This is a genomic window from Kitasatospora sp. NPDC096077 (assembly GCF_040303245.1).
Classification (GTDB): Bacteria; Actinomycetota; Actinomycetes; order Streptomycetales; family Streptomycetaceae; genus Kitasatospora.
Genome location: NZ_JBEOSV010000058.1, coordinates 1 through 14,987, shown reverse-complemented (window position 1 = coordinate 14,987; position 14,987 = coordinate 1). Strand labels below are relative to the sequence as shown.

The following is a 14,987-nucleotide window of genomic DNA, read 5'->3' as shown; positions in this document are numbered from 1 at the left end:
CACTGCTCACTTCTGCCAGGTACCGATGCCGTCCCAGACGGACTCCACGTATCGCAGGATCCCACGGTCCATGGCGGCGACCCGCTCGGCCACCGCCAGCATCAGGTCCGTGCCGCCGTCCCGGTGGAGGTGGTGGCCGAGCGAGCGGAGCTTGACGTGGTCGAGGATCCAGTCGGCGATCTGCCCCTCGTTGTACAGCAGCGTGTCGAGGTGGCGGCCGTTCAGCAGCCGGCTCTGCTGTGCTTCGGACAGGGTGCGGGACCGGCGCTCGCCGGCGGTCGCCAGCCCGATCACCCGGCGGGCCGCCCGGTCCAGCGGCGGTTCCTTGACGTTGTCCCCCAGCTGTTCGTCCGGCTCGTTCGCCTTCTTGACCAGAGCCGAGATCTTCTGGAGGTTGCGCAGGTTGAGATGACAGCCGGGGCACCACACGTCGGCGGGGATCGTGATCGCGAAGTGGCAGGCGCAGCGCAGGACCGCCCCGGTGGTCGTGCCGACCTTCTGCTGCGGGACCATGTGACCCGCACCGCACCCGGGACAGGCGATCGGGAAGGTCAGCGCGGGGCCCGCCCCGGTCCGACGGCAGCCCGGGCATTCCCCCGACCCGGGGGCGAACTCGCCCCCGTTGGCCGCGTAGCGTTCGGCCAGCCTTTCGTTGACGTCCGGTACGAGCCAGTCGCAGACGGAGCAGAACAGCTCGGCGTCGTAGCGGAAGGAGGGCCGCTCGCAGGCGCTGCAGTTCGAGATGCGGACGCCGTCACGTGCCACGGCGCCGGCGATGGAGCGGACGACCACGTCGGGATGGGCGGTGAAGCACGCCGGGCAGATCGGATGCACGGCCTCGCACGCCCCCTGATGGGCGAAGGCGCACAGGTCGCGGTGGACGGGACCGCACGAGAAGTCGTGCGGGGCATGGGGACAGTCCGTGCGCTGTCCGGCGACCGCATCCGTCCCGGGCTCCTCGGGTCGTGCCACCGCAACTCCTCTGGCTGTCCTCGATCGGATGGACACGACTACTCGTTCGGCCCGGTGGTGAGGGCGTCGCCCGCGAGCCGGCGCAGGATCGCGTCGACGACCTCCACCTCGTCGGGCTCCATCGACTCCTGGTACAACGGCGGGCCGGCCGTGCCGTAGGCCAGGCGCTCCAGGGAGGCGGCGAACGGATAGGAGGGGTGGCCGTACTCCCGGCGCAGTTCGTCGAGGATGTACCGCACCGTCCGGTCCTCGCGGCGGCCGGCTCTCCGGCAGCCGACCACGTGGTCGATCACCTCGGCCGCCGTGCGGTCGGCGTACGTCCGCGCGTTCGCCGCCTGCGGGCCGAAGCTCGTCGCCTGACCGGCCGTCGCCTGGAGCGGGACCACCGTCTCCCCGCAGCGGTCGCAGGACGGACGGCGCGGTTCGAAGGGCAGGTCGACGGCGGGAACCAGGCAGTCCACGCAGAGGAGTCGGCCGCAGCCCCCGCAGATCAACGCCGTACCGCGGATGTTCTCCGGCGTCGAGAGGAGGACAGCGCCCGGCTGCACCAGGCGTACGGTGATGTCGGTGCGACAGGAGCCGCACTCGACCGTCTGACGGTCCGCGAGACCGTGGTCGGTCTCCGGCTCGCTACTGGGCGGCCGTGGCTGCGGCCCGAACTGCGGACGCTCCCCCGAGGCGAAGCCGGGGTGGGCGGGCCCGGGGGCCAACACCCCGTCCCCCTGGGCGACCACGCCGAACACCTCGTCGTCGCGCAGGACCGCGTCCTGGCTGCGAGGCCCGGCGACGAAGACGACGCGGCTCCGGTGCCAACTTCCGCCGGAGCGCGCCATGACCTGCTCGGCGATCGTGACGAGCTCGCCCTCCGCCGCCTCGACCATCCCGTGGCACCCGTCCACCATGGCGCCCGTCCTCCGGTCGACGGGGTTCACCCAGCCGCTGTACCGACGTTCGACCTGGAGGCGGTAGTGGTAGACGGCGGTGGGCGCAGGCAGCGGGCGGGGCGCCTCGGAAGGCCCTGACGGTTCCTGCCTCCTGATCCACTTCAAGGTCTGTTGCCATCCCCTTTTGGACGAGCCGACTCTCTAACGGGACTCCTCCGCACCGATGTTGACGATGATGCCAGTCAACGTCCCCTCTTGGAGGAGTTTTTGACGAATCGTGAGCAGTCGTTGTTGCATCTGCCGGAAGCTTGGATCCGATCAACTGCGGTTGTCCACAGGTCGGTTACTGCCGAAGTCGAGCACCACGACGGCGGGCGCGCGGCCGCTCCACCGCTCAGCGTGGGTCTCGGCGAGCTCCACCCGGCCGTCACCACCGCCCGGGCCCGGATCCCACCTCCGAGGCGTCGCCGACCCGCCCGGCGGCCGCCGCTGCCGTCGGCGTCGGGTCGGTCGGCTGCGCGCGCTGCCGGGTGGCGGGAGGGTTGTTCCTCGCGCTCGGCCGGGGTCAACGGGTCCTCACCGCCCGCTGTACTGGCCGACCGGGTCGCCCGAGCCAACGCGCTCACTCCCGTGACCGATGACCCGCAGCTGTTCACCCTTCCCCGCCAGGGGACCGTGGAGGAGTTTGCCTCGGCCCTCTTGGGCAACCGTCGCCGAACCGTCGGTCCGATAGCCGACCTGTACCCGTGTGCAGCGTTGCAGGCCGTCATTCCGCAGGACATCCTGCAGGTGCCCGTCGAGGCGATCGTGCGAGCCCGTCGAGAGCTGGCCGACGAGTTCGATGCCTTCCGCGCTCACCTCCAGGGCATGGGCGAGGACTTCGCCGAGCTCGGAAGGAACCTCGGCCGAACAGCGGACGAGCGCTGCAGGGTACCTGCTGAGTCTGCAGCGGGAGTTCGAATCGGCAGGTCTACTCACCGCACTTCGTCGAGGGCCACGGGTGAGTCGGATCAGGCGGATGCTCGGTCGTTGACGCCCACGACTCGAACGAGCCCGACCCGGTCTGCCTATCGCGTCCTCCCACCCGCGCTGGAGCAGCATGCCTACGACCTGGTGGCTGCTTGTAGAGGGTTCTCACCAGCAGGCACGGGCGCCTCACCCACTAGGGTGCGGCCGTGGAAAAAGTTCCCTGGTTCGAACACGAGACGGACGACCTGACCCCCGCGCAGCAGGAATTCGCAGCCGTCCTTGCCGCCCGCGCGAGTACCTGGCCAGTGGACCCACTCAGCACAGTCCTCCTGCCCGCCCGGCACACCCCATACCGCGAGCTGCTGGCCTACCTGGACATCGACGATCCGGAACGCAACCAAGGCCTGCTGACCATCGGCGCGCACTTCGACGGCACCGCTGTCCGCGCGGATCGGCTCCACAACCAGGACTTCACCCTCCCCGATGCGCCGACCGAGTTCACCTTCACCGCTGCCGGCGACCCCACGGACACGGCAAGCCGGACGGCCACCTGGTTCGAAGCCGTCCTCGCCCGGCCCATGGTCCGCTGCGAGTGGTTGCACGACGGGAAGGTCTACGCCCTCCGCTACGAGTACGCCGACAACGGGCAAGGCCTCAGCGAAGGCTTCGAGACACCGCTCGCCCCTCCCGACCTGCAGAGGCGGTTCGCGGCCGAGGGCGTCGACCGCGGACGTGGCCGGATCAACCGCCCCTTCCTGGGAGAACCCAACCGAGTCATCCATGTCCGAGGCGTGACAACCACCCCGTAGTTACGGGACAGCTCTTGGCGTGATCGGCTACACAGAAGATGGCAGGGAAGTCATGTCTGAGTTGACGGAGCTCTTGTCGAGTTTCGGGCCCACCCGTGGAGACGACGTCGACTGGGGTGTGGTGGAGACGGTGTACGGGCGGATTCTCCCGTCCGACTACCGGCGATTCGTGGCCGCGTTCGGGAGCGGTTCGATTGAACAGGCGTTGTACGTCTACGCGCCTGCCACCACGACTGCCGAACTCGCCGGAAACGTGGTTTCGACGCTTCCCGCTGGCATGCTCGCCAGCGAGAGCGCGGACAGCTGGGTAGATCCAGCCCAAGCTGGCCTGTACCGCCTTGAGGACATGCTTCTCTGGGGATGGACGGAGCAGGACTTCCTCTGCTGGATCATCTCCGGCGAAGAACCGGACTGCTGGCCAGTGGCCGTCTATTCGCGCTTTCGCGCTGCCTGGTCGGTATACCCCTTCGGGATGGCGGAATTTCTGTCGAGGCTGCTGCGTGACGAGTTCGACGAATGGCCGATCAGCGATGCAGGCCTGAGGACCGTCTCTCAGCCGTGGTTCCTCCACGACAAGGACGAGGAAACAGGCTGGGACCTGCAGGAGAGGCCCCGGGAGTGACGATTGGCGCCGGTTTGAGTGTGCTTGGGGTGGACTGTTGAGCGGGAAGCGGCCGGTCAGGCGGGCCGCGTAAGTGATCCGAGGGCAGGATCGCTTCGAACTGTTCGGAGGTGGCGAGGGCCTCTACTGTTGGGCGAAGGCCCTCGCCTCATGCATCAGCTGATTACTTGACCGTCTTCGAATGGTGGCCTGTCGTGTCGTGGGCCGTTGATTTCTCCGGTTGTCCAGATGATGGATTCGGGACGTTCCCCTGTGGCGGACCCACAGAACTCCTTGATTGCTTCCCTGACCTGTGGCAATGGCACGGCGCTGGCGGGATCGTGGAATCTCGGGTAGCACGGATCGCACACGAGTCGAGACTCGATCTCGGACGGGGTGGGATTGTCGGAGATCCAGGCGTCATCGTAGATCCCGCCTTCTCGGCCGAAGGTGAACCACACGAGGGCCTCGAACCCGGTCAGCTCGTTGGCCGCAACGCGGAGGGAAGCGCTGGGAAAGGCGGCGGTCCTCGTGCAGACCACGGGGGAGTAGACCTCGGCACGCCGATGAGGAGTGCCCGCGGCGGTGTCCCAGAGGCAACCGCGCGAGCGCGTCGTTTCGCTGAACGACGCCGTAGTTCTCGATCACACGGCTCCGGCTGCCAATGACACCGGCTTCCGGATGTGCTGCTCCCGCTGAAACACGGCGTCGTGGTGGTTCCGTCTGTCGGCAACGGCCGAATCCACCCGTCGCCGACAAAGGCTGCCCATACCCCCGCGCCGGTGTGCTCACGGGGTCCGGGGACTATGCCGCCGACTGTCGCGGAGGGCGCCGCCGACGACGTATCGTCCGTCGTACCGCTGTCGGTGCCAGCCCCACCCCCGTGCTCAGGACGACCGCCGCCGTGGCCAGCAGGGTGGGGCGCCAGGGCCAGGACGCTCCCGTCAGCTCCAGATGGTCCGAGGGGTACTCGGAGAACTTCGCGGTGGCCAGCGCGGTACGGCGGTCGCTGTGCTCGGCGAGGTCCCGCAGAACCGGATCGAAGCCGAATTCCCCGGACCGCCGTCCCCCGTCGGGCAGTTCGGCGGTGAGCCCGTTGCGGTGGGCCCAGTCGCTCAGCGCGGCGCCGAGGCCGGAGGCGTCCTTGACGCCGGGCACCACGAAGCGGTCCGCCCCGTGGGCGTCCCCCGTTGCCGGCCGGGTGACGAGGACCAGGCCGTGGCGGGTGGTGACGGTGTCGCCGGAGCCGATCACCACCGTCCGGGTGGCGAAGGAGACTCCGCCGTACCCTTCGAAGGCCGCGGCCGCGTCGATCTCCTCGACTCCGTCGACCAGGCCGATGGCCGTGGTGGGGCGTAGCCACGGGAACGCGGCGTTGAGGGCGTACGGCAGGTCGCCGAGGGCGAGGTGGTTGGCCGGTATCGCGGTTGGTCCGTCCGGAGTCCAGCCGGGGTAGGACAACCCGGTGCCGATACGGGTGGCTTCCGCCTCGCCGACCAGTTCCTCGACCACTCGCAGGGCGCCCACGGTGCCGGAGGTGACTCCCGCGGTGGTCGTCACCCGCCCGTTTTCGACGTAACGCTGCCCGCGCTTCCAGTCGACCTTCGGGTAACTGCGTTCCAGAGAGCCGATGTTGGACCAGAATGACGTGGCGTCGCGGCCGTCGAGCAGGCCGGAGGCGGCCAGGAGTTCGGAGCCCGCGCACACCCCGAGGATCCGGGCGCCCTTGCGGTGGCGTTCGACGATCCACTGGCGTAGGCGCTCCTCGCCCGCGCCGGCGGGGTCGGTCACTGCGGGCACGACCACCACGTCGGGTTCCGGCAGGGTGCCGTTCGCCACCTCGGCCAGCGTGTGGTCGGGCAGCAGATGGGCGCCGCCGGACAGCGGGGCGACACGGCGTTCGGCGGCCACCGTGTAGACGAACATCTCCGGCGACTCGGCGAACACCTGGTAGGGCGCGAGTACGTCGGTGGCCACCGAGCCCGCGTTGCCGACCGCGACCGCCACCGTGATCCGGCCGTCCGGCACCGGCCGGGCCGCTGGCCACGCCCTGGCATCGGATCCGCGGGGAGCGGCGGTGAAGCTGTCGGCCATCGACGCGCTCACCCCCGTGAAGGCGAGCCCCGCGAAGGACGCCGCGGACAGCGCCGTAGCCAGCAGGACCCAGCCGATACGGCGCAGGACCCAGCCGATACGGCGCAGGGCCCGGTGCCCCTTGCGTGCCTCGGAACTCACTGTGGACAAGACATACCTCGACAATCCGGGCGCCGATCGGCAGCGTGGTGCCGTCGGCCCTCGTGGAAACTGGAGAGGGGAAGAGGCCGGGGAGGGCCGGAGGAACGGCCCCGCTGGGGCTGGCTGTGTCAGGCGGTCGTTCGCAGTGGTGCGCGCAGCCCCGAGGGAGGGGTTCCGAAGGCGTCGGCGACCACCCGGCGCAACTGTCGTGCGTCGCGGAAGCCGCAGCGGGCTGCGACCGCCTCCACCGTCAGGTCGGTACCGGACAGCAGGGTTCGGGCCCGCTCCAGCCGCAGTTGCCGCTGGTAGGCGAACGGGGTGATGCCGGTGACCGCGGTGAAGGCCCGTGTCAGACCGCGCGGGGACAGTCCGGCGACGCCGGCGAGTTCACGCAGGGTGAAGGCGGTGTCCAGGTGCTGGGCCAGATGGTCCTGCGCTCGGTGCACCGCGGGCTGGACGTGGTCGCGGTGGCGCAGGAACGGACTGATCTGTGTCGCGTCCCCGTCCCGCCGCAGGTACAGCACCAGTTCGCGTGCGACTCGCGCGGCCAGTTCCGGGCCGCGGTCCCGCTCGACCAGCGACAGCGCGAGATCGATCCCCGACGAGATTCCCGCACTGGTGCTGATCCGCCCGTCGTGCACGTAGAGCGCGGCCTCGCGCACCCGGGCCCGCGGGTACCGGTCGCGCATCGCCGAGGTGAGCGACCAGTGGGTGGTGCACGCCCTGCCGTCCAGCAGTCCCGCTTCCCCCAGGACGGCGGCACCGCTGCACACCGACGCGACCCGGGCGCCCGCGTCGTAGGCCTTGCGTACCCAGCGCACCACGGCAGGCGTCACCAGCCGGTCGGATCCGGTCAGCCGGGGCCCCGGTACGAGCACCAGGTCCCCGGCCGTCGGCCGGACCGTCGACAGCGGTGCCAGACCGGCCAGTCGCAGGCCCTGAGCGGAGCGCAGATGTTCTGCCTCGGCGACGTACTCCAGTCGGTAGCCGCCACCGAGATGCGCCGCGGCATCGAACACCTGCACAGGACCACCGAGGTCCAGCAGATTCACATCGGGCAGGACCAGGACCAGGACCCGCCCGGTGCACCCGTTCGTCTCGTCGCTCACCCCGCCACGGTAGGCCGGCACGGACGGCCCGCGCGAGGTCCCCCGGGGACCGGCAGCGGACGGATCTGGCACTTCGGAGCGCTGGACCGTCCGCCGAACGATCTCGGAGCTGGGACTGGAAGTTCCGGTTGGCGACATCGGCGCCTCGTCACCGGGCCGGCGAAAGGAGGAGGCCCACATCGGTGCCGCTGCTGGAGTCGCAGCCGGTAGCCGCTGGAGAACAAGTGGCGCAGCACCACGCGAGGTACGTCACCTGCCGCAGCGAGGAATCCGAGGCCCGGCGCAAGCACGACACGCTCGCCCAGATCGCGGCCGCAAGCCCGGCAAAGAGCTCACCGCCGGCCAGAGATCGCTCAACCGGGCCCATGCCCGGTTCCGGCACCCGGTCGAACGGGGCGTGGCGACACTCAAGGGTTGGCGGATCTTCCGTCACGCCCGTTGCAGCCCGAACTGGCTTACGTCAGCAGCCAAAGCCGCCCTCACCCTGGAGCTGCGGCGCTGAAAACGCTCGGTGTCCCGGGCACCCGGGCACCCGGGCACCAACCGTCAGGCAACGGCGGGTACTTCAGCGTCGTCGGTGTGGTGCCGGACGCTGCTGCTGGGGGGCAGCAGGAGTCCGGTGACAGCGGACAGGGCGAAGCCGACGGCGGGGACGGTGGCTGCGGCGAGCAGGGCGGTCTTCATGGTGGCCGGATCGAAGTGGGTGCCGGCCTTGCCGAAGAAGACGACGCCGGCGACGGCCACGCCGAGGGCTCCGCCGACCTGCTGGAAGGTGCTGTAGGTGCCGGAGGCGGCTCCCGCGTCGCGCGGGTCGATGGTGGCGACGGCGAGGTCGACCAGGGGGACGACGAGCAGGCCGAGGCCGATCCCGGCCAGGGCCATGGGACCGAGCAGGTCCCAGCCCGAGAGGTGGGCGCCCTGCTGGTCGATGACCTGGCGGGCCCACAGGATGCCGCCGGCCTGGAGGAGGCCGCCGATCACGACCATGGGCTTTCCGGCCTTGGGGGCGAGCGGCACGGAGACGCCGGAGCCCAGGAGTGCGCCGATGGAGAACGGGAGCAGGGCGAGGCCGGAGCCGATGGCGTCGAAGTGCAGGCCGAGCTGCAGGTAGAGGGTGAGGACGAGGAAGAAGCCGGCGAGGGAGGCGGAGAAGAAGAACTGGGTGAGGCTTCCCGCGTTGAAGCCGCGGTGGGTGAACAGCGACATCGGCATCAGGGGGGAGCCGTCGCGGGCCGCGCGCCGCTTCTGGTTGACGGCGAAGACGCCGAGGACGAGGGGGCAGGCGGAGAGCATGGCCCAGATCCAGGCGGGCCAGCCCAGGGCGCGGCCTTCGACGAGCGGGTAGACCAGCAGGATCATGCCGAGGCTGGCGAGCAGGAGGCCGGGCCAGTCGAGCTTGAGGGGGCGGGTGGAACGGGTGTTGGGCACGAAGAGCCAGGCGGCGGTCATGAGGGCTGTGCCGATGGGGATGTTGATGGCGAAGATGGAGCGCCAGTGCCAGCCGAAGGCGTCGACGGAGATGAGCCAGCCGCCGAGCAGCGGGCCGAGCACGGTGGCGAGCCCGGAGACGGCGCCGATCGCGCCGAGGACGGCGGCGCGCTCCTTGGGCTTGAACAGGGCCTGCACGGATGCCAGGACCTGGGGGACCATCAGGGCGGCGAAGGCGCCCTGGACGACGCGGGCGCCGACCAGGACCTCGCCGCTGGTGGCGAGGGCGGAGGCGAGGGAGGCGGCGGTGAAGCCGGCGACACCGGTGAGGAAGAGGCGCTGGCGGCCGAAGATGTCACCGAGGCGTCCGCCGGTGATCAGGACGACGGCGAAGGCGAGGGTGTAGCCGCCGACGACCCATTCGAGCTGGGTGGAGGTCGCGCCGAGGTCGCGTTGCATGGAGGGCAGGGCGACGTTGACGACGGTGGTGTCGAGCAGGTCCATGAACGAGGCGAAGATCAGCACGAACATCGCCAGGCCGCGGTGCCTGGTGGTGGGGGCCGGCTTCACTGCGGCGCCTGCCGGTGCGGTGGCGGTCGCGATGCCGCCCGAAGGGGCGGCGGATGATCGGGGGCGGTGCTTGAGCATCGAGGGGTGTTCCGTTTCGGGTGGTTCGCGGCGTACGGGCGCATGCCTGCAGGCGGCGCGCCGCAACGCTCGGTGGCGGTGGCGGTGGCGGTGGCGGTGGTGACGGCCGCGGGGCTCGGCAGGACGGGTGGGGCCGGGTTCAGGAAGTGGTGGCGGGGGTGTCCCGGTCGGCGCGGTGGTTGAACAGCCAGGACACCGAGCCGGTGCGGGGGGAACGGAGGCCGGCGGGCCGGCCGTGCTTGTCCGTTCCCGCATGCCGGGCGGGCCCGGTGCCGCGTTCAGGCGGTGGCGAGGGCGGCGGTGATCTTGTCGATCATGTCGGCCTGGGCGGGCTTGGGGCCGCGGGTCGCGGCGGCGGCCTGGCGGACGGCGGTGGTCACCACGCGGCGGAACTCGGCGCTTTCCTGCGGGGCCTTGGCCTCCAGGGTGGCGACGGTCTGCGCCAGCGCGGGCAGGACCTGGTCGGCGATGTCGGCGGTGGTCTTGCCGTTCAGCTCGAACTTGCCCTTGCCGGACAGGACCCGGCCCACGGCACCGGTGGCGCCGGTGAGGACCTTGGCGCCGGCGATGTTCTCCCGGGTCGCGGACAGCGCGCCGGGGTAGGCCAGCGAAATGAGGGTGACCGCGCCGTAGGCGGCCTTGCGCAGGGTGGTCTGCTCGTCGGCGGTCAGCGGGATGAAGGTTTCGGACATGGGGATGCCTGCCTGTCGTGCGTGAGGGTGGATGAATCGGCGGAACAGCAACGCTCGCCTTCCTGGAAGCTCGATATCGAGGTATCTTGACTACCGAGCAACTGGATTTAGTTTGAGAGACGAGTGGTTTGAATGTCAAGTGAAGTTGCGCCGGTCGTGGAACGGCTCGGCCGGGCGATCTCCGGCTACCAGGCCTCCGTCGACGACTTCGACCGCGAATGCGCCCGGCTCATGGGCGTGAATGAGACCGATCTGCGCTGCCTGGAGATCCTGCTCGAAGAGGCCCCCGAGGCCGCCCCCAGCCTGCTCGCGGCCAAGCTCGGCGTGACCACCGGCAGTGCCACCACGATGCTGGACCGCCTGGAGAAGGCCGGGTACGTCACCCGGCTTCCGCACCCCACGGATCGCCGCAAGACGATCGTGCGCGCCACCTCCGAGGCCGCCCGGCGCGCCTACGAGCTGATCGGCCCCCTCACCACAGAGGCGCAGCAGGACCTGCTCAGCCGCTACAGCGTCGACCAGATCGAGCTGATCGCCGACTTCCTGACGCGCACCGGTGACATCCAGCGCCGCCACACCGAACGCTTGCGCGCCAGCCCCGCTCCGGCCAAGACCCGTGCCCGGGCCGCCACGGGCACGGATTCTGCGCGGTCCGGCGTCCTCCCCGGCTGACCCGCGGCCGCCGGGTCTGTTTCGTTCGACTGCAAGGAGGGGCGGCGACTTCGGGGACCGTCAGCGATCACGCATTCTGGTCCACCACCAGCGCGTAGCCCACTCGCTGTAGTTGGGCTCCGGCAAGGTGCGGCGCTCGAATTCCTCATCGATACGCGCGATCAATCGGCCCAAGTCCCTCTGGGCTCCGGGTGGAAGGTGCAGCATCGCCCACTCCAGGTCATCACGGGCATCTCCCACCCCGGGAGAATCAAACGCGGAGGCGTCCAGGTAGCGTCCGGGCTGCTTGAAAGCCCACTCGAAACACGAGAGCGCCTTGGCGACCGCGTTGGGCCACATCTCCTGGTCTTCGACCCGGCGGATCGCTGCACGAGTCCGTGCGGAGACACCAGGGACCCTCAGAACCGGGTGCTGCCATCGTGGCCGCCACCGCTCTGCACGGACGGCCTTGGGACGCCTACGCGGCATCGCCCTTTCGGATCAACATGAGGTCATCCTGCCATGGCCGGGCATCTGCATGCACTGGCGATATGCCGGCCGCCGCAGGGGTTCCGTGCTCAGCGAGTGGAAGATCCTTCAACCTGCGGCGATAGCGGTCGTGCACCCGGTCCGAGAATCGGCCACGGTCCGGACACTCCTCGCCGACCGCCCGGCCCCGCGCCACCGCCTCGACCGTACCGAACAAGGCGGTCACGGCCTTGACGTCCTGCCAGGCAGCCAGGCGTACGCGGTGGCGGTGCCAGGCGTGGGTGTCCGTCCTGGTCGTGGCCCTCGTCCTGGTGGGCGTTCTGCTCGCCACTGTCCGGGTGCCCGTCCCGAACGGGGCGTCCGGGACGGGCACAGGACGGCCACCTGCCCCCGACCCGGTAACCGGCGACCACGCGGGCGATCGAACCCCGTCCTCCTCATCCGGGTCGGCGACGGACGATTGGCCCCGCTGCGCTCGTCCGGGTGCGCATGTCGTCGTCCCCGGACTTCCAGTATCTGTTCGCCGGCCACCGCGAGCGCCTCGTCACCGCGCTGGACCGCTCACCAGGGAATGTGGGTGCCCGCCAGACCGACGTGCAGCGCGCTCAGGAAGGTGTAGACGGCAAGGAACGGCACGGGGACGGCGGCTCCCAGGCCCGTCGAGAACCAGAGGCGGTCGGTCCGCCGTGACGCCAGCCAGGACCAGCCCGCCCCGACGGCGGCCCCGACGGCCGTCACGCCGACGATGATCAGCGCCTGCCTCCAGAACCCGGGCTGGTGCGAGGCGGAGTGGGCATACGCCAGGTACCCGAGCATCGCCAGCAGCACGACGGGCACGAGCACGGCCAGGACCGCCGAACACCCGCTCACCTGCCGGCGGTACGGATCGTCCTCGTTCATGTCTCCCCACGGGTCGAGGCCGGGGCCCGAACTGTCCTACGGGCCCCGGCAATTGTGTCAGCTGATGGTCATTGTCAGTTCAGGGGGAGCCCGTCCGGACGGCGCCCTGACGACCCGGCATGTCCGACCGTCTGCGCCGACGTGTTCTGGTTCAGGCACGGATCTCGTGAAGGGCATGCCGAGGCGGTTACGACCTGCAGTCGATCGGAGTCCTGCTCGAACGGCCATGCCGAGGGACTCGCTGTGCGGGAGAACACCCGGCATGACGACTTGAAGAGCACCGGCCGGGCGACAGCACCGGCGGAAGGTCGGGACCTGGGACACGGCCGCCGACGGCGATCGACGAATCTGTGCCGCCGCTCCGGTGCGAGTCCGCGACGGGTCCAAGTTCCAAGTCCTCACGTGCCGAGGAGGTTTGAGTCGTAGATTGTGTTCATGATCGAACAGGCGCCGTCCGAGCAGATGGAGCGACCAAGCACGAAACGCAGGAAACATGCTGCGCCCAAGCGAGTTGAGGTCGGCGGGGTACTGCGGTCGTCCGTGTTGATGGCCGCCGGGACGATGGTCTCTCGTGTCACCGGACTGATCCGGCAAGTGCTGCAAGCTGCGGCACTGGGCACCGGGCTGCTGGCCACCACTTACAACCAGGCCAATACGGTGCCCACCAGCTTGTACTTCCTGTTGATCGGCGGCGCGCTGAACTCCGTTCTGGTCCCGCAACTGGTCCGGGCCCGGACAGAGAACGCCGATGGCGGAACGGCCTTCGAGCAGCGTCTGGTGACCCTCGTGCTGTGCGTACTCGGTGCCGGCGCCGTACTGGCGACCTGGGCCGCTCCGGAGATCATCGGCATCTACCAGCAGGACACCCCGGCCACGCACGACGCGTTCGAGCTGACCGTGGTCTTCGCCCGTTTCCTGCTTCCCCAGATCTTCTTCTACGGCGTGTTCAGCATCTTCGGACAGGTCCTCAACGCCCGGAACCGGTTCGGGGCGATGATGTGGACGCCGGTCCTGAACAACGTGGTTCTGATCACGATGTTCGGACTCTACCTCGGCATGATGACCACTCCGGAGAACGTCTCGGACATCACCGGCGCCCAGGTCAGACTGCTCGGCATCGGGACCACCCTCGCCCTGGCCCTCCAAGCCATGGCGCTGGTTCCGTACGCCCGGGCAGCCGGATTCCGGCTGCGACCGAGCTTCCGCTGGCGGGGCGTCGGCCTGCGCAAGAGCATGAACGCGGCCCGCTGGACCCTGCTGTTCGTCCTCGCCAACCTCGCCGCAAGCACCCTGGTCACCCGCCTGGCCTCCGCCGCCGACGCCGCCCTGCCCAACGACGGCGTCGGCTACACCGCCTACAGCTACGCCCAGCAGATCTGGATGCTGCCCCAGTCGATCGTCACCGTGTCCCTCGTCAGCGCTCTCCTTCCGCGCATGAGCCGGGCGGCGGCCGAGCACCGTCTCGACGATCTACGCGCCGACTTGTCTCGCGCGCTAAGGGTCAGCGGTGTCGTCATCGTCCCGGCAGCGTTCTTCTTCGTCGCCTTCGGCCCGCAGATCGCCCAGCTGCTGTTCGCACACGGTGCCGCCGACGCCGTGGCAACCGTTCCCCTGGGCCACATGCTTCAGGCCTTCGGTCTCGGGCTGGTCCCGTTCTCCGCCCAGTACCTTCTGCTGCGCGGCTTCTACGCTTTCGAGGACACCCGCACGCCGTTCCGCATGGCGCTGTGGATCAGCGGCATGAACATCGCCCTGGCGGTGGCCTGCCACTATGTGCTGCCCCCGCAGTGGGCGGTCACCGGGATGGCCGCCGCCTATGCCCTGTCCTACGCGGTCGGCCTTCTCCTGACGGCTCTGCGGCTGAGGAAGCGCACCGAGGGCCTGCTGGACGGCCGCCGGATCTGTCGCACCTATGCCAAGTTGACCGCATCCGCCATCGGCGCCGCGGCCGCCGGCTGGCTCATCGCCCGCTGGTGCGGTCACAGCCTGACGTCGGTTGCCTCGCTGGCCGCGGGCGGCATCGTGATGGCGTTGCTGTTCTTTCTCCTCGCGCGGCTTCTGCGAGTTGGTGAACTGCGTAGCCTGCCGGGGATGGGCTGACTCGGGGGTGAGCGGTTGTTGTCGTTCCGATCTTGAGGGCTGTCCGTCGAACGGGAGTCTTAATCGGGTGACTGTGGCGGCTTCCGCGCATGAAAGCAGGGCCTCTTGGTAGCTCGAAGGGTGTCTACGCCAACAAGCTGTCCAGGAGGCCCTGTTGTCGCATTTTTACGGCATCGCGGAGACCGGGCCCACCTCAGTCCCTCTCACGTGTGACGGCTTGGCTCACAGGCTCGGCGCGGGTGCTTCTCCGGGCGCCCGCCGGCCTTCGTATCGCAGGCCGGTGCGGGCAGCAGCGGCTCGATGAGTGCCCGCTCGTCGTCGAAGGTGTCCGAGGGGTAGCAGCGTCGGCGCGTCACGAACTCCCCTTCGAGGTTCGGGGGCGGGCAGTTGACGGGCCCGGTGGGGGATGCTCTTATGGATGTCAAGCAGCGGTGGTGAGCTGCTCGGCGGTGATGGATGTAGTGCTGGGTGTGGTCAGGACCTGGTAGATCTCGCGGGCG

12 protein-coding genes and 3 pseudogenes are annotated in these 14,987 nt (G+C 69.6%); 6 read left to right on the top strand and 9 right to left on the bottom strand.

Translation table 11 applies throughout. From position 1 onward, the window contains the following. Positions 1 to 6: 6 nt before the first annotated feature. Together ABTZ03_RS33610 and ABTZ03_RS33605 are read right to left on the bottom strand one after the other, a co-directional pair. Positions 7 to 972 (bottom strand): hypothetical protein, encoded by a 966-nt coding sequence (locus ABTZ03_RS33610; RefSeq protein ID WP_350516936.1) that lies wholly within the window; start codon positions 970 to 972, stop codon positions 7 to 9. Positions 973 to 1,010: 38 nt separating this feature from the next. Then, positions 1,011 to 1,904, bottom strand: a complete 894-nt coding sequence (locus ABTZ03_RS33605; RefSeq protein ID WP_350516935.1) for a hypothetical protein — start codon at positions 1,902 to 1,904, stop codon at positions 1,011 to 1,013. 351 nt (positions 1,905 to 2,255) lie between these two features. Between ABTZ03_RS33605 and ABTZ03_RS33600 the strand changes: the two genes are divergently transcribed. From ABTZ03_RS33600 to ABTZ03_RS33590, 3 genes are read left to right on the top strand one after another with little or no spacing between them, the layout of a single operon-like run. Continuing rightward, positions 2,256 to 3,074, top strand: a complete 819-nt coding sequence (locus ABTZ03_RS33600) for a DUF6236 family protein (RefSeq protein WP_350516957.1) — start codon at positions 2,256 to 2,258, stop codon at positions 3,072 to 3,074. After that, complete coding sequence (locus ABTZ03_RS33595) at positions 3,032 to 3,634, top strand: hypothetical protein (RefSeq protein WP_350516934.1); 603 nt, start codon at positions 3,032 to 3,034, stop codon at positions 3,632 to 3,634. The genes ABTZ03_RS33600 and ABTZ03_RS33595 overlap by 43 nt, the downstream gene beginning before the upstream one ends. Before the next feature lie 19 nt (positions 3,635 to 3,653). Next, a complete protein-coding gene (locus ABTZ03_RS33590) occupies positions 3,654 to 4,256 on the top strand; it encodes a hypothetical protein (RefSeq protein WP_350516933.1) in 603 nt (200 codons plus the stop codon). A 155-nt stretch (positions 4,257 to 4,411) separates the two neighbouring features. Here ABTZ03_RS33590 and ABTZ03_RS33585 read toward each other — a convergent pair. The 3 genes and pseudogenes from ABTZ03_RS33585 to ABTZ03_RS33575 form a co-directional block, all read right to left on the bottom strand. Beyond that, positions 4,412 to 4,780, bottom strand: a pseudogene (locus ABTZ03_RS33585) (Imm1 family immunity protein); the annotation flags it as partial. A gap of 259 nt (positions 4,781 to 5,039) precedes the next feature. After that, entirely contained in the window at positions 5,040 to 6,470 is a 1,431-nt protein-coding gene (locus tag ABTZ03_RS33580; RefSeq protein ID WP_350516932.1) for a DJ-1/PfpI family protein, read from the bottom strand. Between the two features lie 128 nt (positions 6,471 to 6,598). Further along, entirely contained in the window at positions 6,599 to 7,579 is a 981-nt protein-coding gene (locus ABTZ03_RS33575) for a GlxA family transcriptional regulator (RefSeq protein WP_350516931.1), read from the bottom strand. A 313-nt stretch (positions 7,580 to 7,892) separates the two neighbouring features. On the opposite strand from ABTZ03_RS33575, the pseudogene ABTZ03_RS33570 reads away from it, so the two are divergent. Then, positions 7,893 to 8,081: pseudogene (locus ABTZ03_RS33570) on the top strand (transposase family protein); the annotation flags it as partial. Positions 8,082 to 8,125: 44 nt separating this feature from the next. On the opposite strand, the gene ABTZ03_RS33565 reads toward ABTZ03_RS33570, so the two are convergent. Together ABTZ03_RS33565 and ABTZ03_RS33560 are read right to left on the bottom strand one after the other, a co-directional pair. After that, a complete protein-coding gene (locus ABTZ03_RS33565; protein WP_350516930.1) occupies positions 8,126 to 9,655 on the bottom strand; it encodes a DHA2 family efflux MFS transporter permease subunit in 1,530 nt (509 codons plus the stop codon). A 278-nt stretch (positions 9,656 to 9,933) separates the two neighbouring features. Next, complete coding sequence (locus ABTZ03_RS33560; RefSeq protein WP_350516929.1) at positions 9,934 to 10,347, bottom strand: hypothetical protein; 414 nt, start codon at positions 10,345 to 10,347, stop codon at positions 9,934 to 9,936. Positions 10,348 to 10,479: 132 nt separating this feature from the next. On the opposite strand from ABTZ03_RS33560, the gene ABTZ03_RS33555 reads away from it, so the two are divergent. Then, positions 10,480 to 11,019: a MarR family winged helix-turn-helix transcriptional regulator gene (locus ABTZ03_RS33555; protein WP_350516928.1), complete on the top strand. Its 540-nt coding sequence runs from the start codon at positions 10,480 to 10,482 to the stop codon at positions 11,017 to 11,019. Between the two features lie 1,029 nt (positions 11,020 to 12,048). Here ABTZ03_RS33555 and ABTZ03_RS33550 read toward each other — a convergent pair. Then, complete coding sequence (locus ABTZ03_RS33550; RefSeq protein ID WP_350516927.1) at positions 12,049 to 12,387, bottom strand: hypothetical protein; 339 nt, start codon at positions 12,385 to 12,387, stop codon at positions 12,049 to 12,051. A 435-nt stretch (positions 12,388 to 12,822) separates the two neighbouring features. Here ABTZ03_RS33550 and murJ point away from each other — a divergent pair, with 435 nt between their 5' ends. Then, positions 12,823 to 14,487: a murein biosynthesis integral membrane protein MurJ gene (gene murJ / locus ABTZ03_RS33545; protein ID WP_502894666.1), complete on the top strand. Its 1,665-nt coding sequence runs from the start codon at positions 12,823 to 12,825 to the stop codon at positions 14,485 to 14,487. Positions 14,488 to 14,717: 230 nt separating this feature from the next. On the opposite strand, the pseudogene ABTZ03_RS33540 reads toward murJ, so the two are convergent. Beyond that, a pseudogene (locus ABTZ03_RS33540) lies at positions 14,718 to 14,843 on the bottom strand (IS5-like element IS4811 family transposase); the annotation flags it as partial. Positions 14,844 to 14,987: the final 144 nt, after the last annotated feature.